General features: G+C 69.7%; 21 protein-coding genes. 4 read left to right on the top strand and 17 right to left on the bottom strand.

Annotation, left to right across the window (positions count from 1 at the left end; translation table 11 throughout):
• Nucleotide 1 precedes the first annotated feature (1 nt).
• Nucleotides 2-2,269, bottom strand: coding sequence for a methylmalonyl-CoA mutase (scpA, locus tag G6N16_RS12205; protein WP_083030508.1), 2,268 nt, complete (start codon nt 2,267-2,269; stop codon nt 2-4).
• On the bottom strand, nt 2,269-4,152 hold the full coding sequence (mutA, locus tag G6N16_RS12200; protein ID WP_083030464.1) for a methylmalonyl-CoA mutase small subunit: 1,884 nt from the start codon (nt 4,150-4,152) through the stop codon (nt 2,269-2,271). The genes scpA and mutA overlap by 1 nt, the downstream gene beginning before the upstream one ends.
• A gap of 163 nt (nt 4,153-4,315) precedes the next feature.
• Between mutA and G6N16_RS12195 the strand changes: the two genes are divergently transcribed.
• On the top strand, nt 4,316-5,041 hold the full coding sequence (locus tag G6N16_RS12195; RefSeq protein ID WP_234805812.1) for a TVP38/TMEM64 family protein: 726 nt from the start codon (nt 4,316-4,318) through the stop codon (nt 5,039-5,041).
• Between the two features lie 21 nt (nt 5,042-5,062).
• On the opposite strand, the gene G6N16_RS12190 is transcribed toward G6N16_RS12195, so the two are convergent.
• Genes G6N16_RS12190 through G6N16_RS12180 form a run of 3 tightly spaced genes read right to left on the bottom strand, consistent with a single transcriptional unit; the run spans nt 5,063 to nt 7,129 of the window.
• Complete coding sequence (locus G6N16_RS12190; protein WP_083030465.1) at nt 5,063-5,422, bottom strand: DoxX family protein; 360 nt, start codon at nt 5,420-5,422, stop codon at nt 5,063-5,065.
• A 4-nt stretch (nt 5,423-5,426) separates the two neighbouring features.
• On the bottom strand, nt 5,427-6,665 hold the full coding sequence (locus tag G6N16_RS12185; protein ID WP_083030510.1) for an SPFH domain-containing protein: 1,239 nt from the start codon (nt 6,663-6,665) through the stop codon (nt 5,427-5,429).
• A complete protein-coding gene (locus G6N16_RS12180) occupies nt 6,665-7,129 on the bottom strand; it encodes an NfeD family protein (RefSeq protein WP_083030466.1) in 465 nt (154 codons plus the stop codon). Before G6N16_RS12180 ends, G6N16_RS12185 begins: the two co-directional genes overlap by 1 nt.
• Nucleotides 7,130-7,194: 65 nt before the next feature.
• On the opposite strand from G6N16_RS12180, the gene G6N16_RS12175 reads away from it, so the two are divergent.
• Complete coding sequence (locus tag G6N16_RS12175; RefSeq protein ID WP_163787863.1) at nt 7,195-8,040, top strand: Rv1486c family protein; 846 nt, start codon at nt 7,195-7,197, stop codon at nt 8,038-8,040.
• Nucleotides 8,041-8,171: 131 nt separating this feature from the next.
• On the opposite strand, the gene G6N16_RS12170 is transcribed toward G6N16_RS12175, so the two are convergent.
• From G6N16_RS12170 to G6N16_RS12130, 9 genes are all read right to left on the bottom strand, one after another.
• Complete coding sequence (locus tag G6N16_RS12170) at nt 8,172-9,200, bottom strand: ferrochelatase (protein ID WP_083030468.1); 1,029 nt, start codon at nt 9,198-9,200, stop codon at nt 8,172-8,174.
• Between the two features lie 10 nt (nt 9,201-9,210).
• A complete protein-coding gene (gene inhA, locus G6N16_RS12165) occupies nt 9,211-10,020 on the bottom strand; it encodes an NADH-dependent enoyl-ACP reductase InhA (protein ID WP_083030469.1) in 810 nt (269 codons plus the stop codon).
• Between the two features lie 37 nt (nt 10,021-10,057).
• On the bottom strand, nt 10,058-10,816 hold the full coding sequence (gene fabG1, locus G6N16_RS12160; RefSeq protein WP_083030470.1) for a 3-oxoacyl-ACP reductase FabG1: 759 nt from the start codon (nt 10,814-10,816) through the stop codon (nt 10,058-10,060).
• Nucleotides 10,817-10,887: 71 nt separating this feature from the next.
• Nucleotides 10,888-11,895, bottom strand: coding sequence for a VWA domain-containing protein (locus tag G6N16_RS12155; RefSeq protein WP_083030471.1), 1,008 nt, complete (start codon nt 11,893-11,895; stop codon nt 10,888-10,890).
• 31 nt (nt 11,896-11,926) lie between these two features.
• On the bottom strand, nt 11,927-12,871 hold the full coding sequence (locus tag G6N16_RS12150) for a DUF58 domain-containing protein (protein WP_083030472.1): 945 nt from the start codon (nt 12,869-12,871) through the stop codon (nt 11,927-11,929).
• Nucleotides 12,868-13,938 carry a chaperone MoxR1 gene (gene moxR1, locus G6N16_RS12145; protein WP_083030473.1) on the bottom strand — a complete coding sequence of 357 codons (1,071 nt, stop codon included), beginning with the start codon at nt 13,936-13,938 and terminating at the stop codon, nt 12,868-12,870. Before moxR1 ends, G6N16_RS12150 begins: the two co-directional genes overlap by 4 nt.
• A gap of 280 nt (nt 13,939-14,218) precedes the next feature.
• Entirely contained in the window at nt 14,219-14,941 is a 723-nt protein-coding gene (gene ripB, locus G6N16_RS12140) for an NlpC/P60 family peptidoglycan endopeptidase RipB (RefSeq protein ID WP_083030474.1), read from the bottom strand.
• Nucleotides 14,942-14,960: 19 nt separating this feature from the next.
• Nucleotides 14,961-16,385 carry an NlpC/P60 family peptidoglycan endopeptidase RipA gene (gene ripA / locus G6N16_RS12135; RefSeq protein ID WP_083030475.1) on the bottom strand — a complete coding sequence of 475 codons (1,425 nt, stop codon included), beginning with the start codon at nt 16,383-16,385 and terminating at the stop codon, nt 14,961-14,963.
• A gap of 219 nt (nt 16,386-16,604) precedes the next feature.
• Nucleotides 16,605-17,174 (bottom strand): Rv1476 family membrane protein, encoded by a 570-nt coding sequence (locus G6N16_RS12130; RefSeq protein ID WP_083030476.1) that lies wholly within the window; start codon nt 17,172-17,174, stop codon nt 16,605-16,607.
• A 172-nt stretch (nt 17,175-17,346) separates the two neighbouring features.
• Here G6N16_RS12130 and acnA point away from each other — a divergent pair, with 172 nt between their 5' ends.
• Together acnA and G6N16_RS12120 are read left to right on the top strand one after the other, a co-directional pair.
• On the top strand, nt 17,347-20,184 hold the full coding sequence (gene acnA, locus G6N16_RS12125; RefSeq protein WP_083030477.1) for an aconitate hydratase AcnA: 2,838 nt from the start codon (nt 17,347-17,349) through the stop codon (nt 20,182-20,184).
• Nucleotides 20,185-20,192: 8 nt separating this feature from the next.
• A complete protein-coding gene (locus G6N16_RS12120; protein ID WP_083030478.1) occupies nt 20,193-20,759 on the top strand; it encodes a TetR/AcrR family transcriptional regulator in 567 nt (188 codons plus the stop codon).
• A 15-nt stretch (nt 20,760-20,774) separates the two neighbouring features.
• Here G6N16_RS12120 and G6N16_RS12115 read toward each other — a convergent pair whose 3' ends face one another.
• The 3 genes from G6N16_RS12115 to trxA are packed head-to-tail and all read right to left on the bottom strand — an operon-like array spanning nt 20,775 to nt 23,623.
• Nucleotides 20,775-22,406 carry an ABC-F family ATP-binding cassette domain-containing protein gene (locus tag G6N16_RS12115; RefSeq protein ID WP_083030479.1) on the bottom strand — a complete coding sequence of 544 codons (1,632 nt, stop codon included), beginning with the start codon at nt 22,404-22,406 and terminating at the stop codon, nt 20,775-20,777.
• 13 nt (nt 22,407-22,419) lie between these two features.
• On the bottom strand, nt 22,420-23,247 hold the full coding sequence (locus tag G6N16_RS12110) for an enoyl-CoA hydratase (protein ID WP_083030480.1): 828 nt from the start codon (nt 23,245-23,247) through the stop codon (nt 22,420-22,422).
• A gap of 19 nt (nt 23,248-23,266) precedes the next feature.
• Nucleotides 23,267-23,623 carry a thioredoxin gene (gene trxA, locus G6N16_RS12105; protein ID WP_083030481.1) on the bottom strand — a complete coding sequence of 119 codons (357 nt, stop codon included), beginning with the start codon at nt 23,621-23,623 and terminating at the stop codon, nt 23,267-23,269.
• Nucleotides 23,624-23,700: the final 77 nt, after the last annotated feature.

Genomic DNA, 23,700 nt, shown 5'->3' with positions numbered 1-23,700 from the left:
GTCAGCCCAGGTCGTAGCCGAGCCGGTCGGCCAGCTTGTGCAGCAGGTCTCCGGCCGCGTCGGCGATGACCGTGCCGGGCGGGAAGATCGCCGTTGCCCCGTTGGCGTACAGCTCGTCGAAGTCGCCGGGCGGAATCACGCCGCCGACCACGATCATGATGTCAGGCCTGCCGACGGCGGCCAGGGCGTCGCGCAGCGCCGGGACCAGGGTCAGGTGCCCGGCGGCCAGCGACGAGACGCCGACGATGTGCACGTCGTTGTCCGACGCCTGGCGCGCCACCTCGTCGGGCGTGGCGAACAGCGGGCCGACGTCGACGTCGAAGCCGAGGTCGGCGAACGCCGTCGCGATCACCTTCTGGCCGCGGTCGTGCCCGTCCTGGCCCATCTTGGCGACCAGGATGCGGGGGCGGCGGCCGTCGGCCTCGGCGAACGCGTCGACCAGCGCGGTCACCGCGGTCAGCTTCGACTCGCCGCCGTCGCGGCCCGCCTCGTCGCGATACACCCCCGAGATGGTACGGATCTCGGCCTGGTAGCGGCCGTAGACCTTCTCCAGCGCGTCGGAGATCTCCCCGCCGGTGGCCTTGGCCCGGGCGGCGTTGATGGCCAGGGCCAGCAGGTTGTTGCCCAGCCCGTCTTCGCCGGCGGGACCGGTGGCCGCCGCGGCGCGGGTCAGCTCGGCCAGTGCGGCCTGGGTGGCCGCCTCGTCGCGCTCGGCGCGCAGGCGCTCCAGCTTGGCCAGCTGCTCGCCGCGCACCTTGGAGTTGTCGACCTTGAGGACCTCGATCTGCTCTTCCTCGGTGAGCTGGTACTTGTTGACGCCGATCAGTGTCTGGGCGCCGGAGTCGATGCGGGCCTGGGTGCGGGCGGCGGCCTCCTCGATACGCAGCTTGGGGATGCCCAGCGCGATCGATGCCGCCATGCCGCCGTGCTCGGTCACCTCGGTGATGTGCGCACGGGCCCGTTCGACGAGCTGGGCGGTCAGCCACTCGACGTAGTAGGAGCCGCCCCACGGGTCGATCGGGCGGGTGGTCGCCGACTCCTGCTGCAGCAGCAGCTGGGTGTTGCGGGCGATGCGGGCGGAGAAGTCGGTGGGCAGCGCCAGCGCCTCGTCGAGGGCGTTGGTGTGCAGCGACTGGGTGTGCCCCTGGGTGGCGGCCATCGCCTCCACGCAGGTTCGCGCGACGTTGTTGAAGACGTCCTGGGCGGTCAGCGACCACCCGGAGGTCTGCGAATGTGTGCGCAGCGACAGGGATTTGGCACTCTTGGGGTTGAACTGGGCGACCAGTTCGCTCCACAGCAGCCGGCCGGCACGCAGCTTGGCGACCTCCATGAAGAAGTTCATCCCGATGCCCCAGAAGAACGACAGCCGGGGGGCGAACTTGTCGATGTCCAGGCCGGCGTCGAGACCGGCCTTGATGTACTCGACGCCGTCGGCCAGCGTGTAGGCCAGCTCCAGATCGGCCGTCGCACCGGCCTCCTGGATGTGGTAGCCGGAGATCGAGATCGAGTTGAACTTCGGCATTTTCGCGCTGGTGTAGGCGAAGATGTCGGCGATGATCCGCATCGAGGGCTTGGGCGGGTAGATGTAGGTGTTGCGGACCATGAACTCTTTGAGGATGTCGTTCTGGATGGTCCCGGCCAGCTTCTCCGGCGGTACGCCCTGTTCCTCGGCGGCCACCACGTACAGCGCCAGGATCGGCAGCACCGCGCCGTTCATGGTCATCGAGACGCTGACCGCGCCCAGATCGATGCCGTCGAACAGTTCCCGCATGTCCAGGATGGAGTCGATGGCCACCCCGGCCATGCCGACGTCGCCGGTGACCCGGGGGTGGTCGGAGTCGTACCCGCGGTGGGTGGCCAGGTCGAAGGCCACCGACAGGCCCTTCTGGCCGGCGGCGAGGTTACGCCGGTAGAACGCATTGGATTCCGCGGCGGTGGAGAAGCCGGCGTACTGGCGGATGGTCCACGGCTGATTGACGTACATCGTCGAGTAGGGGCCGCGGATGAATGGCGGCTCGCCGGGGACGGTGTCGACGGGATAGCCGGCTGCCGCCACCGCGTCGCGGTCGGCGCGGATGTAGAGCGGTCGGACGTCGATGCCCTCGGGGGTTTCGAACTTCAGCTGCTCGGCGGTGTAGCCGTTGGCCGCCGCCGCGGCGTCGACGGCCGCGGTGGCCTGCTCGGGTGTCGGCGCGGCCGGCGCGGCGCCGTCGGCGTGCAGCGGGACGTCGGCGAAACTGCCGATGGCGGAGGTCTTGCTGGCGGTCATCACGCCCCCAATCGGGTCAGCATCGCCGAAAGCGCTTCGACGGCATCGATTTTCATGTTCAGGTAGCCGTCGGGCTGCACCGGCGCCTCGGCGACCGCGCGCTGCGGTCCGGCCAGGAACACCTGGGCCAGCCCCGCACCGTGAGCGGCCTCGACGATCGCCGCGGCCTCCTCGCCGTAGCGTGCGTCGGTGCCGCAGATGACCGCGATGTCACCGCGCAGGCCGGATTCGGTTGCCGCGGCGACGGCGTCGGCGATACCGGCGGCGTCGAGCTGGCCGGGGTTGATCGCCTCGATGCCGCCGGAGGCCAGCAGGTTGGCGGCGAACGTGGTGCGCCCGTTGTGCTCAGCCAGCGGGCCCAGCGGCAGCAGCAGCGCCTTGGGCCGGGAGCCGGAGGCGGCCAGGAAGGCGTCGGAGCGATCCCGCAGCGCCTCGAAATCGGCGGCGTAGCGCACGACGCCGGCCAAGTCCTCGGTGTAGGGCAGCGGGTCCTCGCCGAGGTTGGGGAATTCGTTGACGCCGGTGACGGCGACGCGGCGGTGGGCGATGTCGGCCCGGCGGCGGTCGCGGACCTGCGCGACCGTGTCGTTCACGAAATCACTTGCCGCGCTGAATCCCCCGTGCGCCTCGATGGCCTGGAAGTGTGTCCAGGCGGCTCCGGCGAGTTCCTCGGTGAGGTCCTCCACGAACCAGGATCCCGCGCCCGGGTCGAGGACGCGGCCCAGGTGCGACTCCTCCAGCAGCAGCAGCTGGGTGTTGCGGGCGATGCGCCGGGCGAAGCCGGGAGCGGCGCCGGGTACGCCGCCGGGGATGGCGACGTCGAAGTTGTGCAGCTGTACGGTGTCGGCGCCGCCGACCCCGGCGCTGAAGGCGGCCAGCGTGCTGCGCAGCATGTTCACCCAGGGGTCGCGCTGGCTCATCATGGCCAGCGACGCGACGGCGTGCACCCGGGTGGCGCCGGCTTCCGGGGCGCCGGCCACCTCGGCCACCCGGGCCCACAGCAGCCGCAGCGCACGCAGTTTCGCGATGCCGGCGAACTGGTCATCGGCCACCGCGACGCGGAAGCTGATCTGGCGCAACGCGTCTGCGGTGGACAGTCCCGCCGAGGTCAGCGCCCGCAGGTAGTCGGTGCCCGCGGCGATGGCTCCGGCGAGTTCCAGGGCGGCGTCGGCGCCGCGGTTGTGCAGGGCGGCGCCGTCGACGGTGATGGCGCGGATGCCGGGGCCGGCGTTGTGGCTCCGGACGGCGACGGCCGTGACGTCCTCCAGCGTCGGGGCGGCCGCACCGGTGAGCGCGGCGGTCAGCGGGTCGGCGCCCAGGTCGATCGACACCGACGCGCGGTATTCGGGTTTGACGGCGGCGGCCAGCCGCAGCAAAGCGTCGGTGTTGGCGGTGTACTCGGCGCCCACGGCGCCTTCCATGATGATCGGTACCAGCTCGACATAGACGCCTTCGAGCAGCCGGTCCAGGTCGCCGGACGCGACGCCGTCGTCCCCGACGCGCAGCACCAGGGCACTGATGCCGATACCGAGCTCGGCCAGCAGCGCGGCGTTGGCGTCGGCGACCGTCAGTCCCGGCAGCGGGTGCACGTCGGCGACCTTCCAGCCGGCCAGCACGTCGCGGGTGGCCTCGCCACCGCGGGTGAACGGCCACTGCCCGGGCAGCGGGGCCTCGGGCAGCTCGTCGAGCGCGGTGTAGAGCGGACGGACGGTGACGCCCTCGTAGGTGAGGGTGTCGAGCAGCCGTTCCGGCTCGTCGCCGAGCTCGGCGGGCTCTTTGCGGGTGGTCTTGGACAGCACCTTGGCGACCCCGGAGCGCCACTGGGCGCGGGTCTTTTCCAACTCGGCCCGGTGGGCGGGCTCGACGGATACCCCTGAAGACACTGGCAGCTCCTGTGAAATGGCGTTCTCCTCAGGCTAAATGATGGTGACCGGCGGTTTCGATCCGGCCGCTGGCTACCGGCCGGTAACACCGGTTGTTCATCGGGAACCCGTACGCTGGTTTTCCGTGGCCGGGCCCGATGGGAGTTTGCGACGCTCGTTGGCGGTGCTCCGCACGCTGCCGGTCACCGTGTTCGCCGTCGCCCGCCAACTCTCCGGCCGGCGGGTGGTGTTCACCTCGATTGCGCTGGTCGCATTGGTGGCGATCGTACTGTGGGTCCCGCTGCCCTCGGCGATGCAGATGCGCGACTGGTCGGCGGCCGCCGGGCCGTGGCTGCCGCTGGCGTTCCTGGCCGCGCACGCCCTGGTCACCGTGTTTCCGTTCCCTCGCACCGCCTTCACCCTGGCCGCTGGCCTGCTCTTCGGGTCGGCGTTGGGCGTCCTCATCGCGGTGACCGCCAGCACCATCAGCGCAGTACTGGCCATGCTGGCCGTCCGCGCGTTCGACTGGCGGTTGTCCCGGGTGCTGGCCCATCCGCGAATGGAGGCCGCCGACGAGCACCTGCGCCGGCGCGGCTGGCCGGCGGTGCTGTCGCTGCGGCTGATCCCGGCGATCCCGTTCTCGGTGATCAACTACGCGGCGGGCGCCTCGACGGTGCGCCTGGCGCCCTACACGCTGGCCACGATGGCCGGCCTGCTGCCGGGCACCGCCGCGGTGGTGGTCCTCGGCGACGCAATGACCGGAACCGTCAGCCCGGTCCTGCTGCTGGTGTCGGCGTGCACGGCCGGGGTGGGGATCGCCGGGCTGGTGTACGAGTGGCGGATGCACCGCCGGCATGTGCACGCCCAACATGCCCACCACGGCGATGAGATCAGCGCCCCGGCGGCCTGAGAATCAGCAGGAGTGGCCCGGCTAGGACTCGCGCTGCGGGCCCGTGGCGGCCAGGGTGGCGAACAGCGCCAGGAACGACGACGCCGCACCCAGCCCGGGGCTGAAGTCCTTGGCCTTCACGTGCGCGCCGACGGCGAGGGTGAAGTAGATGGTGAGCATGACGGTGGTCAGCCGGGCCAGGCCCGGGAAGCGGTACACCGACAGCAGGCCGATCGCCGAGGCGGCCTTGACCACCGGCAGCACCGGGCGGATCTCCGGCGGGCAGTTCACCGCGTCGAGGGCCGCGGTGATCTGCGGTGCGGGGATCGCGCACGCGACGGCGTCGGCGGCCTGGAACGCGGCCAGCGCGGCGTAGGTGCGGTTGGAGTTCAGTGCGGGCATTGGGTCAGTCCCTTCGGTGTTGCGGCATTCCGGATTGCGGCACGCCGGGTTGCGGAGTTCCCGTCGGCTGCGGGTACCCGGGCGGCGGGGAGGCCAATCCCTGCGGCGGCACAGCGGGTCCGCCCGGGATCGACGGCGGGGTGCCCGGCAACGTCGGTGACGGCGCCGCGGCGGCCGCTTCGGCGGCGGCGACGGCCCGCGCCGTGCCCGGATCGGTGCCGCCGGTGAACCAGTCGGCCACGTCCTCGTCGTCGGTGCCCGTCGGCGCCGGATCGACCGGTGACGGGGTGTAGCGGAACACGCCGTCGTCTCCGGGTGCCCCCAGCATCTTGGTGAAACCCTGTAGCGCAGAACCGAAGTCGCTGGGCACCAGCCACACCTTGTTGGCCTCGCCCTTGGCCATCTCCGGCAGGGTCTGCAGATACTGGTAGGCCAGCAATTCCGGGGTGGGCCGGCCGGCCTTGATGGCCGCGAACGTCTTCTCGATGGCTTTCGCCTCGCCCTGGGCCTTGAGGTACTGGGCGGCCCGCTCACCCTCGGCGCGCAGGATCCGGGACTGCCGCTCGGCCTCGGCGCCCAGGATCGCGGCCTGCTTGGCGCCCTCGGCCGCCAGGATCTGCGACTGCTTCTGGCCCTCGGCCTGCTTGATCGAGGCTTCCCGGACACCCTCGGCGGTGAGGATCATGGCGCGCTTCTCGCGGTCGGCCTTCATCTGCTTTTCCATCGATTCCTGGATCGACGGCGGCGGGTCGATGGACCGCAGTTCCACCCGCGACACCCGCAGCCCCCACTTGCCGGTGGCCTCGTCGAGCACCACGCGCAGCGCGGCATTGATCTGATCGCGGCTGGTCAGCGTCTGTTCCAGGGTCATACCGCCGACCACGTTGCGCAGCGTGGTGGTGGTCAGCTGCTCGACGCCGACGATGTAGTTGCTGATCGCGTACACCGCGGCCTGGGGGTTGGTGACCTGGAAATACACCACGGTGTCGATGTTCAGCGTCAGGTTGTCCTCGGTGATCACCGGCTGCGGTGGGAAGGACACCACCCGCTCGCGCAGGTCGATGCGGGCCCGGATGCGGTCGATGAACGGAACCAGGATGGTGAGCTGGCCGCTGACGGTGCGACTGTAGCGACCGAGGCGTTCGATCACCGCGGCCTCCGCCTGCGGGATCAGCGCCACCGATTTGACGACGATCACCACGCCCAGGCCGATCAGGACCAGCAGCAGTATCAAAGCCGGCATCATGTCGCGCTCCCCTCGATCGAGTTTCCAAAGCCCGTCGGTCCGACGATGGCGGTCGCGCCGTCGATGGCGATGACGCTGACCTCCTCGCCCTGGCCGTACACGTCGTGTTCCACCATCGGCCGCGCCGACCACACCTCGCCGGCCAGCTTGATCTGACCGCCGTGGCGGCTCACCGGTTCCAGCACGATCGCCGAACGGCCGGCCAACGCCTCGATGCCGACCTCCGGCAGCGCCGCCGGTTGCAGCCGTCTACGCAGGGTCGGGCGCACCAGGGTGACCAGCAGGACCGAGACCACCAGGAAAACCGCACCGTCGACCCACGGCGACAGGTCCAGCAGCTGGCGGCTGACGGCCGCAGCCAGGGCTCCACCGGCGAGCATCAGCAGGAACATGTCACCGGTGAGCGCCTCGGCGCCGGCCAGCAGAAGCGCCGCGATGAGCCAGATCAGTGCCGCGGGCATATGCCCACCCTAACCCGGCCGCACTGCGACGGGCAGCACGATGTCAGCGGCTAAACTCCCCGACCATGTGGTGCCCGAGTGTTTCGCTGGCCCTGTGGGGTAACGCCTGGCTGGCCGGGCGGGCCGCCCCCGACGACGTGCTCGACGCGCTGTCGTTGTGGGCGCCGCATCACCGCGTCACCGCCTACGACCTGGGTGCCGCCAACCGCACCGGGCTGCCCTGGCCCGACGTCGACGACGCCGGGGTGGTGTCGATCCTGCAAGTGCTGCGCATGGCGGCCGGTCCGCGCACCGGCCGGCCGGCGCTGAGCCTGGTGCTGCCGGTGCCCGGTGACGTCCGCGGGCTGCCGCCGGGCAGCGCGTTCGCCGCCGATGCGCTGGCCGTCGGTGAGGCCGTACGCATCGAGAGCGAGGACGGGGCCATCGGCCTGGTGCCCGAATACGGCGAGACCGAGGACGCCTACGGCGACGAGCCGGAGCCCGACGGCTCGCTGTCCTGGACCGTCTACTCCCTTCCATCGGGGCCGGCTGCCGAACAGTTCGACCTGGGCGCCGCCGAGCTGGAACTGCGTTCGGCGGTGCGCACCGCCGCCGAACAGCTGACCACGTTGCGGGCGGGCGGACCGGGGGCGAATGTGGAAGACCCGCGCGAGCTCGTCGAGCAGCTGCTGGCGGCCGACCGCGAGCACGCCGCACCCGACCACGCCCCGGACCGGGCCCTGCGGGTGCTCGACACCGCCGCGCAGGTCGACGCGATCCTGACCGTCAGCGAGGGCATGACCCCGATCTCCATCCAGTCGTCGTCGGGGGTTCAGCTGGCCGGTGCCGCGCTGCAACCGCTGTCACTGGTGGTGCGCACCGCGCGGCTGGCCGCCGTCGACGCCATCCTGCGGTCCGCGTGGCAGGTCTGACCGCCATACGTATGGCACCTGAGGCGGTACCGTACTTCGATGCCGGCGGCCACCAGGCAGCGCGGGGTGGGCCACACGCACGAACTCGGCCCGCCCGGCGGAATCAGCCAGATCGGCGCGAGGCGCCCGGGTCACACCCCACAGCAGTCCGGTGAGCACGGTGCCCCGTTGACACTGAGCCCGTAGCCCGGCACCGGGTCCGGACCCAACACTCTGGCCGGCTCGGCACCGGTGCGCAGTTCGTCGAGCAGGTCGAGCACCAGGGCGGCGAACCGCGGGTCGGCGTTGGGGGTGGCGGCGCGGGCGACGGCGATCCCGGCCTCGGCGGCTTGGGCGGCCAGCTCGGTGTCGAGGTCCCACACCACCTCGATGTGATCCGACAGGAAGCCGATCGGGCAGATGATCACCGCCCGTGTGCCCCGCTCCGCCAGCGTACCGAGGTGATCGGCGATATCCGGGGCCAGCCACGGCACCTGCGGCGGGCCCGATCGCGACTGCCACACCTGGTCGTAGTCGGTGACCCCGGCGGTCGCGGCGACCAGCCGGGACGCGTAGCCGACCTGGCGGCTGTACAGGTTGGGGCCGCAGCGCTCGTCGGCGGCCACCGGGATGGAGTGCGCGGTGAACACCAGCCGGGCGTCGTCCCGCAGTCCGTCGGGCAGGGTGCCACGCGCCGCGGTGATCGCCTCGGCGAACAGTTCGACGAACAGCGGGTGGTCGAAGAACTGACGTAGCTTCACCAGCTCCGGCGCGCCGTCACCGACGGCGGCGCGGGCCCGGGCGATGTCCTCGGTGTACTGACCGCAGCTGGAGTAGCCGCCCCACGCCGACGTCGCGAACACCGCCGCCCGGCGTACCCCGTTGTCCCGCATGGTGGTAACGGCATCCTGCAGGTATGGCTCCCAGTTGCGGTTGCCGAAGTACACCGGCAGATCCTCGCCGCGGGCCGCCGCCAGGGCCCGGATCTCGCCGATCAGCGCCCGGTTGATGCCGTTGATCGGCGAGGCGCCCCCGAAATGCAGGTAGTGCTCGGCCACGTCGGCCAGCCGCGCATCCGGGATGTCGCGCCCGCGGGTGACATTGCGCAGGAACGGCATGACCTGCTCGGGGGCCTCCGGGCCACCGAACGACAGCAGCAGCAGGGCGTCGACGTCCGTCAAGGCGCGACGGTCAGAGCAGCTGGGTGTGGGCGCCGCCGTCGGCGTAGATGATGTCGCCGGTGGTGGCCGGCAGCCAGTCCGAGAGCAGGGCGCACACGGTCTTGGCGACCGGGGTCGGGTCCTTCATGTTCCAGCCGACCGGGGCCCGCTGGTCCCAGCCCTCTTCCAGCAGCCGCATCTGCTCGCCGGCCTCCTCGCCGAGCGCACCGCCGACGATGGCGCTCATCGCCAGGGTCCGGATCGGTCCGGCGGCAACGAGATTGGACCGCACACCGACCTTGCCCGCTTCGCGGGCGACGAACCGGTTGACCGATTCCAGGGCGCTCTTGGCGACCGTCATCCAGTTGTAGGCCGGCATCGCCCGGGTGGGGTCGAAGTCCATGCCGACGATGCTGCCGCCGGCGTTCATCACCGGCAGGGTGGCCTTGGCCAGGGAGGCGTAGGAGTAGGCCGAGATGTGGATGCCCTTGGCCACGTCGTCGTAGGGGGCGTCGAAGAACGGGTTGACGCCCATTCCGGTCTGCGGCATGAAGCCGATCGAGTGCACGACGCCGTCGAGCTTGTTGCCCTCGCCGATGACCTCGGCGATCCGGCTGGCCAGCGACGCCAGGTGCTCCTCGTTCTGCACGTCGAGTTCCAGCAGCGGCGCCGGGTTGGGCAGCCGGTCGGCGATCCGCTGGATCAGCTTCATCCGGTCGAAGCCGGTGAGCACCAGTTCGGCGCCGGCCTCCTGGGCGGTCTTGGCGATATGGAACGCGATCGAGCTGTCGGTGATGATCCCCGTGACGAGAATCCGCTTACCTTCGAGAATGCCTGCCATGTGAAAATCCTTACTGTTCAGCGGGTTTCGATAAGTGCTAGTGGCCCATGCCCATGCCGCCGTCGACCGGGATGACCGCGCCGGCGATATAGGAGGCGTCCTCCGACGCCAGGAAGCTGACCGCTCCCGCGACTTCCTCGGCGGTGCCGACCCGCTTGGCCGGGATGAACTCCAGGGCACCCTCCTGGATGCGCTCGTCGAGCGCGCGGGTCATCTCGGTGTCGATGTAGCCGGGGGCGACGACGTTGGCCGTCACGCCGGCCTTGGCCAGTTCCCGGGAGATCGAACGGGCCATGCCGATCAGGCCGGCCTTGGCCGCGGCGTAGTTGGCCTGGTTGCCGATGCCCCACATGCCCGAGACAGAGCCGATGAAGATGATCCGGCCGAACCGCTTGCGCTGCATGCTGCGCGAGGCGCGCTGAGCCACCCGGAACGCCCCGGTGAGGTTGGCGTTGATGACCTCTTCGAAGCGCTCCTCGGTCATCCGCATCAGGAACGCGTCCTTGGAGATGCCGGCGTTGGACACCAGCACCTCGACCGGGCCCTGGTGCTCCTCGACCTCTTTGAACGCGCGGTCGACGGCCTCGTTGTCGGTGACGTCGCACACGACACCGAACAGCCCCTCCGGCGCGCCGGAGCCGCGGTGGGTGACGGCGACCTTGTGTCCGTCGGCGGCCAGCCGCTGGGCGATCGCCAGTCCGATCCCGCGGTTACCACCGGTCACCAGGACGGATCGGGAGACGAACGGTGGGCGCGCGCCGCTGGTCGCGGCGTCGGTGCTGGCGGTGTCGGTCATAGCGTCAACCTATCGCCTCGGGCTGATTTCGATGAAGCCGACCCACCGGTCGGTCCGGCGAGGGTAGGCCCCTATCCGGGCAGTCGCCGGTTGATCAACAACCCCGCCAGCGCGGCCAGCGCCACGATGAACGTGCCCATCCGCAGCCAGCCGACGCTGGCATCGCCCCGGACCAGCTCATGGCCGATCTGCTGCTGCAGGGTGGTGTAGACCTGCTTGAGCTCTTCCAGGCTGGCGGCGTTGTAGGCGTTGCCACCAGAGAGCTGGGCGATCTTCTTCAGGGTGGCGTCGTCGACGGGTACCGGCTGACGCTGGTCGTTGATCTCGACGTAGCCGTACGGGGTGCCGAAGGAGATGGTGGAGATGGGCACGCCCTGCTCCTTGGCCATCCGGGCCGCGGTGAACGCGCCCTTGGTGTTGTCCGGGTTGGACGGCACGGTCTCCTTGCCGTCGGACAGCAGCACGATCCGGGCCGGCGGCGGCTCGTCGCCGCCGCCGATGACGGCGCCGACTGTGGCGATCGACTGCAGGGCGGTAAAGATGCCCTCGCCGGTGGCCGTGCGGTCGGCCAGCTGCAGCTTGTCGATCGCGGCCTTGGTGGTGTCCCGGTTGGTTGTCGGCGACACCAGCACCGTCGCGGTGCCGGCGTAGGCGACCAGGCCGAGGTTGATGCCCGGAGTCAGTTCGCTGACGAACTGCTTGGCCGCCTCCTGGGCGGCGGCGAGCCGGGTCGGCGGGATGTCGGTGGCCCGCATGGACTGCGAGACGTCGATGACCAGCATCACCACGGCCCGGTTGCGGGGCACCTTCACGTCGTTGGTGGGACCGGCCATCGCGATGGTCAGCAGCGTCAGCCCCACGATCATCAGGACCGCCGAGAGGTGCCGCCAGTGGCTGGGCCGGTTCGGGGCCACCGAATCGAGCAGGTCGGTGTTGGCAAAGCGCAGGTAACGGCGGTACCCGGACAGCTGGGCGGCGATGTACAGCGCCGCCAGGCCGGCCACCACGATCAGGAACAGGAAGAACCACGGGTGCGCGAACCCCGACAGGGACATCGGGCCGAAGAACGGGAGAGTCATCGCTGGCAGGCCTTTTCGGTCGGGGCGGCCGTCATTGCTGTCCGGCCAGCGCGCCGCGGCGACGGGACGCCACGAAACGCACGATGTCGGAGATCCAGTCGCGGTCGGTGCGCAGCGTCAGCAGCGGCGCATTGCAGCGGCGCAGGGTGCGGGCCACCTCGGCGCGGTGCGCGGCCGCGGCGCGGGCGAAGTCCTCGCGCAGCGCGTCGTCGATCCGGTATTCGCGGGTCGCACCGGATTCGGCATCCTGCAGGACCACGTCACCGACCGGCGGCAACTCGACGTCACGGGGGTCGAGGATTTCCACGCCGAGCACCTCGTGGCGCGCGGAGATCGCCCGCAGCGGCCGCATCCAGTTGATCGGGCCCAGGAAGTCGCTGATGATCACCGCCATGCCGCGACGGCGTTCCGGGCGGCGCAGAGCGTCGATGGCGACCGAGAGGTCGCCGCGCACGCCCAGCGGGGCCCGCGGCATGGTCGCGATGGCCCTCAGCAGCTCCTGCTCGTGCTGGCGGCCGGAACGGGCGGGCAGCCGCACGGTCTGGTCGCCGTTGGTGATCACCGCGCCGATCCGGTTGCCGCCGCCGCTGTTCAGGTAGGTGATGGCGGCCGCCGCGGCGACCGCGAGGTCACGCTTCTCGCATCCGGTGGTGCCGAAATCCAGGCTGGCCGACACGTCGACCACCAGCCAGGTCTCCAGCTCGCGGTCGGCGATCATCTGCCGCACGTGCGGGTGCGTGGTACGGGCGGTCACCGACCAGTCCATCCGGCGCACGTCGTCGCCGGGCTGGTACATCCGGGACTCCCCCGGCTCGGATCCGGGCCCGGGGATCAGCCCGAGGTGGTTGCCGTGCAGCACCCCGTCGAGCTTGCGTTTGACCGTCAGTTCCAGCTGGCGCAGCGCCGCCGAGAGCTTCGGGTCGCCGATCTCCCCGCGGCCGAACGACGGCGGGTGGATCGCATTCTGACCGCTCACTGACCGCCGGCCGCCGTCGCCGCCAGCTGCGGTTGCTGGACGGCGTTGACCTGCGGCAGCGCCACGGTCTGCAGGATCCGGTTGATGACGGTGTCCGGCGAGATCTCGTCGGCCAACGCGTCGTAGGACAGCACCAGACGGTGGCGCAGCACGTCCGGGATGACCTCGATGACGTCCTGCGGGATGACGTAGTCGCGGCCGCGGACCATGGCCAGGGCACGCGCGGCGGCGATGATTCCCAGCGAGGCGCGCGGCGAGGCGCCGAAGGTGATCCACGACTTCACGTCGTTCATCCCGAACTGCTCGGGTGCGCGGGTGGCGGTGATGACCCGGACCACGTAGTCGACCAGCGCGTGGTGGACGAAGTTGTTGGCCGCCAGGTCCTGCAGTCGCTGCAGGTCACCGGTGTCGAGGATCTGCTTCGGCTCCGGCGGGACGACGCCCATCCGGTAGATGATCTCGCGCTCTTCCTCCGGGGTGGGGTAGCCGACGTTGATCTTGAACAGGAACCGGTCGCGCTGGGCCTCGGGCAGCGGGTAGACGCCCTCGTTCTCGATCGGGTTCTGGGTGGCCATCACCAGGAACGGCTTGGGCAGCGGGTAGTCCTTGCCGCCGATGGAGATCTTGCGTTCGGCCATCACCTCCAGCAGCGCGGACTGCACCTTTGCCGGGGCGCGGTTGATCTCGTCGGCGAGCAGGAAGTTGCAGACCACCGGGCCGAGCTCGATGTCGAACTCCTCGCGGCCCTGCCGGTAGATGCGGGTGCCGATGATGTCGGTGGGCACCAGGTCGGGGGTGAACTGGATGCGGGAGAACTTGCCACCGACCACCTTGGCGAAGGTCTCCACCGCCAGGGTCTTGGCCACGCCGGGCACACCCTCGAGCAGCACGTGGCCCTTGGCCAGCAGTCCGACCAGGATCCGCTCGACCAGCTGGTCTTGCCCGACGATGATCCGCTTGACTTCGAAGATGGCCCGCTCAAGCGTCTGGACCTCGGCCGGGGCCGCATGTGCGCCGCCGGACGAGCCGGCCGGCGTGTAGTTGGGCGACCCACCTGCTGACGTCATCGACAATCCTCCGAAGCTGTTCTTGTTGCTTGGTCCACAACCATGATCCCGGATGTCACCGGGAGGTACGTACACAAACTATTCCAGGCCAACCACGTTCCGTCGACGTTGCCCGGCGCCTGGCGCGTTTCGAACGCCGTCCAGGCCAACCACGTTCCGTCGACGTTGCCCGGCGCCTGGCGCGTTTCGAACGCCGTCCAGGCCATCAGAGTTCCGTCGACGTGCCCGGCGCGTGGCGCGTCTTGGCACACCGTCGCCTCAGGACTGGCTCAGGGCTTGCTCAGGACTCGATGATCCGCGCGGCGTAGGGCTGGATGCCGGAGGTGCGCACCGGGCTGACCTTGACCCGGGCGGCACTGCCGGAGGCCTCCAGCATCTGGCCGTTGCCCAGGTAGAGCGCGACGTGCTGGCTGCCGCCGGGGCCCCAGAAGATGAGATCACCCCGTTTGGCCTGCGAGATCGGCACCTTGCGGCCTGTGTTGTACTGGTCGCCGGAGTACTTCGGGATCAGCACGCCCACCCCGGCGAACGAGTACTGGGTCAGCCCCGAGCAGTCGAAGCCGTAGATGTTGGCGCCGTCGCCGACGCCGGTGCTCGGCCCGGTCGGCTTGCCGCCGCCCCAGGAGTAGGGCATACCGATCTGTGAGCCTCCGCGGCGGATGACGTATTCGATGGCCGCCGGTCCGCGGACCCGGCCGGGAGCCACCGATTGCGACGCCGGGTCACTGGCCAGACCCATCTTGGACAGGAATTTGCGGCCCAGGTCCATGGTGGCCTGGGTGGCCTGGGTGGTGGCGGCCAGCGACGCATTGGCGATCGCCAGCGGGTCCCCGGGCGCGCCGGAGCTGATCAGCTTGGGCAAGGTGGGGTCCCAGCCGCCGTCGGGATCAGCGCTCGACACCGGTGCCAGACCGAGCGCCAAACCCAGTGCGACGACGGTCACGGCCACTGCGGCCAGCAACCGGTTCCACCCGGGTCGGATGCCAAAGGTCTTGGGCGGCATACAGTCTCGATTCAGATCGTCAGTATTCGATGTAGCGGACGACGTACGGTGTCATGCCGCTGGTGCGCACCGGGGACACCTTGACCACGGATCCGGTGTAGGGGGCTTCCAGCATCTGGCCGTCGCCCAGGTAGATGGTGACGTGCTGGCTGCCGCCGGGGCCGTAGAAGATGACGTCGCCGCGGCGCATCTCGGCGGACGGGATCTTGCGGCCCATGTTGTACTGCGAGCCCGAGTAGTGCGGCAGCTGGATGCCGACGCCGGCGAACGAGTACAGCACCAGCCCCGAGCAGTCGAAGCCCACGGTGCCCGCGCCGGAGTCGATGCCGTTGGTGGGACCGCTGGCGTTCCCGCCGCCCCAGGAGTACGGGGTGCCCCGCACGGCCATGCCGCGGTTGATGACGTACTCGGAGGCCTGCCGGCCGTACACCCGCGGGATGGCGCCGTTGTTGGTGATGCCGGTGGCATCCGGCGCCAGGATGCCGAGCTTCTGCAGGAACTTCTTGCCCAGGCCGGCGGTCACCTGCGCCGAGGACGACGAGATGTTGAGCACCTCGTTGACGATGGCGATCGGGTCGCCGGAGACGAAGGCGCTGGGCACCATCGGCAGCGTGGTGTCCCACTGGCTGGCATCACCGTAGGGCGGTGCCGCGCCGGCCGGCGCGCGATCCCAGTCGCCGTCGCGCGGGGCGGCCTGGCCGCGGGACTCCGGGACCACCGCGGGCGGGGTGGCCGGATTGGCGGGGCCCGAGGTCGCCGGGCCGGACGGGGCCATCGCCGCGCGCGCCTCGTTGAGCCGGGCGCGGGCGGCGTCGCGCTCGGCGGCCAGCTTGTTGATCTCGCCCTGCTGGTCACCGAACTTGGCCTGCGCGGTCTGCAGCGCGACGACCGCGTTGTCCTGGCTGGTCTTGGCGTCGGCGGCCGCGGCGTCGGCCTTCTCCTTGGCGAGGCGGGCCCGCGATTCCCGGTTGGCCTGCTCGGTCCGGGTCCGCTTCAGGTCGCCCATCACCCGGTTGGAGACGTTGGCCACGGCGTCGTCGGCGGCCAACGCCTGGATCACCTCGTCTGGGTTGCTGGCCGTCAGCAGCGCGTCCGACGGTCCGTTCATGTAGGTCTGGACGGCGTAGTCGTCGAATCGGGACTGGGCGTCGGCGATGGCGCCGTCGCAGTCGCGGACGGACTGCTGACTGGCCGCCAGTTCGGTCTGGGCGGTGGCGGCGTTGTCCCGTGCCGTCTGCACCTCGACCAGGCTCTTGTTGACGCTCTCCTGCTGCGTCTGTACCTGCGCGCCGAGCTCGTCGAGTCGCTGATTGGCCTCGGCGACGGCGGCGATCAGCGCGCCGAGGCCGTCGGGCGCCGGAGCCGGATCTGCGCCGGCCTGACCCGCCGTGCCCAGCAGAAGCGCCACCGTCAGCAGCGGCGACGCGCCGTGGATAAGCCTCATCGGAACCGTGTCTCCCCTAGTGCTACAACCCGACCGGTGCCACACTGGTCAAACGAGTCACATAAACCTCATTCGCACATTAGGCACCCTTTGCACCGTACGTCACAAAAGTCCCTGATGAAACTTCAGTCACAAATTACAAGTTTGTGATTTAAACAATGTGACCTGGCCGTGACCTTGGGAATTGCGCAGAGTTTCCTGCGGATCGGCGAGAAGCCGCTATGCCGTGCTGGCAGAAGCCTTTTCGGCTGCACCCACATCGGTGTTTCCGCCGTCGAACTCACGACGGGCGCGCACCTGCAATAACCGCGTCACCCCCGCCGCGATCGCCACCACGGCGACCAGCGCGACGGTAAACGAGGTCCACGGAAAAATAGGCGTCTGCAACTGACTGAGGAAATTCTGCGAGGCCTGCACCGGACCGTTCCCGGTCTTGGCCACGTCCTCGGCGGCCTCCAGCGTGGCCCGGTCGTAGGTGGTGCTGAAGCTGCCGGCGTAGGGCGCGCCGAGCACCAGCACCGTCGCGCCGGGATGCTGGGCGCCCACGTCGTTGGCGACGTCGCGCAGCGGCGCGTCGACCGGCGGGGTCGGCGCGACCACCACGATCTTGAGGTCGATGCCGTGATCGGCGGCCTCGGTCACCACCTGGCGGAGTCCGTCGATCTCCGCGGCGTCGGCGCCGGCCGGGACGGCGAACCCGGTCGCGTCGACCTGCGCCTGGACGTCGACCATGTCGACGCCGGCGGGGATCTCGGTCGGGAGGTAGGGATCGAACAACAGCCCGTGCATGCTGCGACGGTACTTCAGTGCGGGCCGTGAACGGGACAGCACACGAGCGAGAACTGCCGCAAAAAAACCGGGAAACCGGCCCCCACCAGTTGCAGGACAAGCGTACTGTTAAAGTGGTTCGACCGCAGTGCCACAGCCCGGTCTGCGTTAAAAACTCAATGCGGGAGTCGATGTGACCAGCCAGAATTCTTTCGGAGCACGCGCCACGCTCACGGTCGGGGACAACAGCTACGAGATCTACCGCCTGGACGCGGTACCCGGTACCGAGAAACTTCCCTACAGCCTGAAAGTGTTGGCGGAGAACCTGCTTCGCACCGAAGACGGCGCCAACATCACCAAGGAACACATCGAGGCCATCGCCAACTGGGATCCGGCGGCCGAACCCAGCATCGAGATCCAGTTCACCCCGGCCCGGGTGATCATGCAGGACTTCACCGGCGTCCCGTGCGTGGTCGACCTGGCCACCATGCGCGAGGCCGTCACTGCTCTGGGCGGTGACCCGAACAAGGTCAACCCGCTCTCGCCCGCCGAGATGGTCATCGACCACTCCGTCATCCTCGACGTGTTCGGCACCGCCGACGCCTTCGCCCGCAACGTCGAGCTGGAGTACGAGCGCAACTCCGAGCGCTACCAGTTTCTGCGCTGGGGCCAGGGCGCCTTCGACGACTTCAAGGTGGTCCCGCCGGGCACCGGCATCGTGCACCAGGTCAACATCGAATACCTGGCCCGCACCGTGATGGTGCGCGACCGGGTGGAAGGCGGGAAAACCGTCAGCCAGGCCTACCCCGACACCTGTGTGGGCACCGACAGCCACACCACCATGGAGAACGGCCTGGGCGTGCTGGGCTGGGGCGTGGGCGGCATCGAGGCCGAGGCCGCGATGCTGGGCCAGCCGGTGTCGATGCTGATCCCGCGCGTCGTCGGCTTCAAGCTGACCGGCGAGATCCAGCCCGGGGTCACTGCCACCGACGTGGTGCTGACCGTCACCGAGATGCTGCGCAAACACGGTGTGGTCGGCAAGTTCGTCGAGTTCTACGGCAACGGCGTGGCCGAGGTGCCGCTGGCCAACCGCGCCACCCTGGGCAACATGAGCCCCGAGTTCGGCTCCACCTGCGCGATCTTCCCGATCGACGACGAGACCATCAACTACCTGCGCCTGACCGGCCGCACCGACGAGCAGCTGGCGCTGGTTGAGGCCTACGCCAAGACCCAGGGCATGTGGCACGACCCGGACCACGAGCCGGCGTTCTCCGAGTACCTGGAGCTCGACCTGTCCACCGTGGTGCCCTCGATCGCCGGACCGAAGCGCCCGCAGGACCGGATTCTGTTGTCGGAGAGCAAGATCGCCTTCCGCAAGGACATCCACAACTACGTCGAGGAAAACCACCCGGCGCCGCACACCCAGCTCGACGAGGCGCTCGAGGAGTCCTTCCCGGCCAGCGACCCGGCCAAGCTGTCGTTCGCCGACGAGGACGCCGTCGTCGTGCAGTCCGCCGCCAACGGCTCAGAGGGCCGGCCGTCCAAGCCGGTGCGGGTCAAGGGCGAGCGCGGTGAGTTCGTCCTAGACCACGGTGCCGTCGCCGTCGCGGGCATCACGTCGTGCACCAACACCTCCAACCCGTCGGTGATGATCGGCGCGGCCCTGCTGGCCCGCAACGCCGTGGAGAAGGGCCTGTCGTCCAAGCCGTGGGTGAAGACCAACATGGCACCGGGCAGCCAGGTGGTCACCGACTACTACGAGAAGGCCGGCCTGTGGCCGTACCTGGAGAAGCTGGGCTTCTACCTGGGTGGTTACGGCTGCACCACGTGTATCGGCAACACCGGTCCGCTGCCGGAGGAGATCTCCAAGGCGGTCAACGACGAGGACCTGACGGTCACCGCGGTGCTTTCGGGCAACCGTAACTTCGAGGGCCGCATCTCCCCCGATGTCAAGATGAACTACCTGGCGTCGCCGCCGCTGGTGATCGCCTACGCGCTGGCCGGCACCATGGACTTCGACTTCGAAACCGACGCACTGGGCAAGGACAACGACGGCAATGACGTCTTCCTGCGCGACATCTGGCCGTCGGCGCAGGAGATCGACGACACCATCAAGAACGCGATCAGCCAGGACATGTTCCGCAAGTCCTACGCCGACGTCTTCAAGGGCGACGAGCACTGGCGCAACCTGGCCACCCCGTCCGGTGACACCTTCGCCTGGGACGAGAACTCGACCTACGTGCGCAAGGCGCCGTACTTCGACGGCATGAAGATGGAGCCCGAGCCGGTGTCCGACATCACCGGCGCCCGGGTGATGGCGCTGCTGGGCGACTCGGTCACCACCGACCACATCAGCCCCGCCGGCCCGATCAAGCCGGGCACCCCGGCCGCGGACTACCTCGACTCACACGGGGTGGCCCGCAAGGACTACAACTCCCTCGGCAGCCGTCGCGGCAACCACGAGGTGATGGTCCGCGGCACCTTCGCCAACATCCGGCTGCAGAACAAGGTGCTCGACACCATCGGCCTGGAGGGCACCCAGGGCGGCTACACCCGGGACTTCACCCAGGAGGGCGGCCCGAAGGCCTTCATCTACGACGCCTGCATGAACTACCAGCGCGCCGGCATCCCGCTGGTCGTGCTCGGCGGCAAGGAGTACGGTTCGGGCTCCTCGCGCGACTGGGCGGCCAAGGGCACCACGCTGCTGGGCGTCAAGGCCGTCATCGCCGAGTCGTTCGAGCGCATCCACCGGTCCAACCTGATCGGCATGGGCGTGATCCCGCTGCAGTTCCCCGAGGGCGAGAGCGCCAAGACGCTGGGCCTGGACGGCACCGAGACGTTCGACATCGTCGGCATCGAGGAGCTCAACGCCGGCAAGACGCCCAAGACCGTCAAGGTCACCGCCACCAAGGAAGACGGCTCCACGGTGAAGTTCGACGGCGTGGTGCGCATCGACACCCCCGGTGAGGCCGACTACTACCGCAACGGCGGCATCCTGCAGTACGTGCTGCGCAACATGCTGAAGGCCTGACCACCTCAATGCCGAAAGTGAGCGAGGACCATCTGGCCGCACGCCGCCGCCAGATCCTCGACGGCGCCCGTCGCTGTTTTGCCGAGTACGGCTATGACAAGGCGACGGTGCGCCGTCTGGAGGAGACCACCGGGCTGTCCCGGGGGGCGATCTTCCACCACTTCCGGGACAAGGATTCGCTGTTCTTCGAGTTGGCGCGCGAGGACGCCGAGCGGATGGCCGACGTGGCCAGCCGGGAGGGCCTGATCCAGGTGATGCGGGACATGCTCGCCGCACCGGATCAGTACGACTGGCTGGCCACCCGGATGGAGATCGCCCGGAAACTGCGCACCGACCCGGCGTTTCACCGCGGCTGGTCGGAACGCTCGGCCGAGCTGTCGGCGGCCACCAGCGCGCGGCTGCGCCGTCAGCGCGACGCCGGGCGGCTGCGCGAGGACGTGCCCGGCGAGGTGCTGCAGACCTACCTGGACCTGGTGCTCGACGGCCTGGTCGCCCGGCTGGCCAGCGGCGACGATCCCGAGCAGCTGGGCGCGGTGCTGGACCTGGTGGAACAGTCGGTGCGGCAGCAGTCCTGACCGAGCGGCCGGGGCTCAGGCCAGCTCGATGAGTTCCTGGTAGTCCGCCGACCAGTGGTCCTCGGTGCCGTCGGGCAGCAGCACCACCCGCTGGGGCTCCAGCGCCTCGGCGGCACCCGGATCGTGGGTGACCAGCACGACGGCGCCGGTGTAGCTGCGCAGCGCGTCGAGCACCTGCTCCCGAGACGCCGGGTCCAGGTTGTTCGTCGGCTCGTCGAGCAGCAGCACGTTGGCCGTCGAAGCCACCAGCCCGGCCAGCGCCAGGCGGGTCTTCTCACCACCGGACAGGGTTCCGGCCGGCTGCTCGAGCTGCGGGCCGGTGAACATGAATGCACCGAGCAGCCCGCGCAGGTCCTGTTCGCCGGTGTCCGGGGCGGCGTGGCGAATGTTCTCCCAGACGGTGGCGTCGTTGTCCAGGGTGTCGTGTTCCTGCGCGAAATAGCCGATCTTGCAACCGTGCCCGGGTTCCAGCCGCCCCGCATCGGGGGTCTCGGCGCCGGCCAGCACCCGCAGTAGCGTCGTCTTACCGGCACCGTTGAGCCCCAGCACCACCACCCGGGATCCGCGGTCGATGGCCAGATCGACTCCGGTGAACACCTCCAGCGATCCGTAGGTCTTGGTCAGTCCCTTGGCCATCAGCGGGGTCTTGCCGCACGGGGCCGGGGTGGGGAACTTGATCCGGGCCACCTTGTCGGCGACACGCTCGTCGTCCAGGGAGGCCAGCATCCGGTCGGCGCGGCGCAACATGTTCTGGGCGGCAACCGCTTTGGTGGCCTTGGCGCCCATCTTGGCGGCCTGGGCGCGCAGCGCACCAGCCTTGCGTTCGGCGTTGGCGCGTTCCCGTCGCCGGCGCTGCTCGTCGGTGGCGCGGGCGTCGAGGTACTTGTGCCAGCCCATGTTGTAGACGTCGGCCTCGCCGCGGACGGCGTCGAGGAACCACACCCGGTTGACCACGTCGGCCAGCAGGTCGACGTCGTGGCTGATCACCACCAACCCGCCGGTGTGGTTGCGCAGGAAATCGCGCAGCCAGCCGATCGAGTCGGCGTCGAGATGGTTGGTCGGTTCGTCGAGCAGCAGCGTCGTCGATCCCCCGGCCACCCCGGATTCCGAGGCGGCGAACAGGATGCGGGCCAGTTCCACCCGGCGGCGCTGACCGCCGGAGAGGGTGCGCAGCGGCTGGGTGAGTACCCGATCGGCCAGTCCCAGGCTGGCGCAGATCCGTCCCGCCTCGCTTTCGGCGGCGTAACCGCCGAGTGCGGAGAACCGCTCCTCCAGCTGCCCGTAGCGGCGCACCGCCTTGTCCCGGGCGGCCTCGTCGGCCACCTCGGCCATCAGCGTCTGCTGCTTCTCCAGGTCGGAGAGCAGGGTGTCCAGCCCGCGCGCCGAGAGCACCCGGTCGCGGGCCAGCACGTCCAGGTCGCCCTCGCGGGGATCCTGCGGGAGGTAGCCGACCTCCCCGGTGCGGGTGATGGTGCCGGCGTACGGCTCACCCTCGCCGGCGAGGATGCGCATGGTGGTGGTCTTGCCGGCGCCGTTGCGCCCCACCAGGCCGATCCGGTCGCCGGGCTGCACCCGCAGCGCCGGGCCGTCGGCGGCCAGCAGCGTGCGCGCACCGGCGCGGACCTCCAGGTCCGTCGCGGTAATCAACGGTAGGGCTCCATTACTTGTCGTCGGTGAAGACCGGTGCCCGGCCCTCGGCGCGCGCGGCGACCGCTTCCTCGAAGTTTGCGGTGAGCAGGCGCACGTAGAGCTGGCCCAGACCCTCGGCCTGCATATGTGCCTCCAGGCTACCGGCGTCCAGCCCCGACCATAAAGTTCGCTTGGTCAGTTCCACACCCGGCCGGGAGAACGCGGCGATGCGCTCCCCCATTGTGACGCACGCGCCGATCAGCTCCTCGCCCGGCACCACCCGCGACACCAGGCCGATGCGCTCGGCCTCGGCGGCGTCCACGTCGCGGCCGGTCAGCATCATCTCGAAGGCTCGGCTCGATCCGACGGCCCGCGGCAGCAGGTAACTCAACCCCAGTTCGCTGGCGGTCAGCCCGTTGTTGATGCCGGCGGCGCGGAAGTACGCCTCGGTGGACGCGAGCCGGATGTCGCAGGCCAGCGCCAGGCACAGCCCGCCGCCGATCGCCGCACCGTTGACCGCGGCGATCACCGGTTGGTGCAGCCGGCGCAGCCCCAGGATGACGTCGTCGAGGATCTCCATGGTGCGCAACCCGAATGTCGGGCGGGTGAGGCCCTGCACGTGCGGGACCGCTCCGGCGGACTTGTGGTCGGCGCCCGAGGAGAAGCCCCGCCCGGCCCCGGTCAAGATCACCGCGCGGACGTCGTTGTGGTTGCCGATGTCGCGAAGTACGTCGCGCAGCGGCAGCATCACGTCGAACGCCATGGAGTTCATCCGCTCCGGGCGGTTCAGGGTGATCCGGGCGACGCCGTCACCGGGCCGGTCGACGACGACGAATTCAGAGGCCGATGCGCTGGTCACCGACCCACGGTAGCGTGCCCTATTCGGACTGCTGCGCCGCGATGGCGGCGTCGATGTCGAACTCCTTGACCTTGGCGATCAGGTCCTCCAGCGCCGCAGGCGGCAGGGCGCCGGCCTGGTTGAACACCAGCTTGCCCTTCTTGAATGCCATCAGGGTCGGGATCGAACGGATCTGCGCCGCCGCGGCGAGCTGCTGCTCGGCCTCGGTGTCGACCTTGGCGAACACCACGTCGGGGTGCGCCTCGGACGCCTTGGTGAAGGTGGGCGCGAAGGCACGGCACGGACCGCACCAGGATGCCCAGAAGTCCACCAGAACGATGTCGTTGCCGCTGACCAGGTCGTCGAACTCGGCCGCGGTGATGTCTTTGGTAGCCACGTCTCTCCTAACACCGACGGGAACGGCGTTGTTCCCAGAGATATCATACCCCACGGGGTATATGCGGGAGAGGTGTC

Source organism: Mycolicibacterium insubricum, from assembly GCF_010731615.1.
In the GTDB taxonomy this organism is placed as follows: domain Bacteria; phylum Actinomycetota; class Actinomycetes; order Mycobacteriales; family Mycobacteriaceae; genus Mycobacterium; species Mycobacterium insubricum.
Note: the sequence above shows the minus strand (reverse complement) of the source record. Positions and strands in the feature narration are given on the sequence as shown.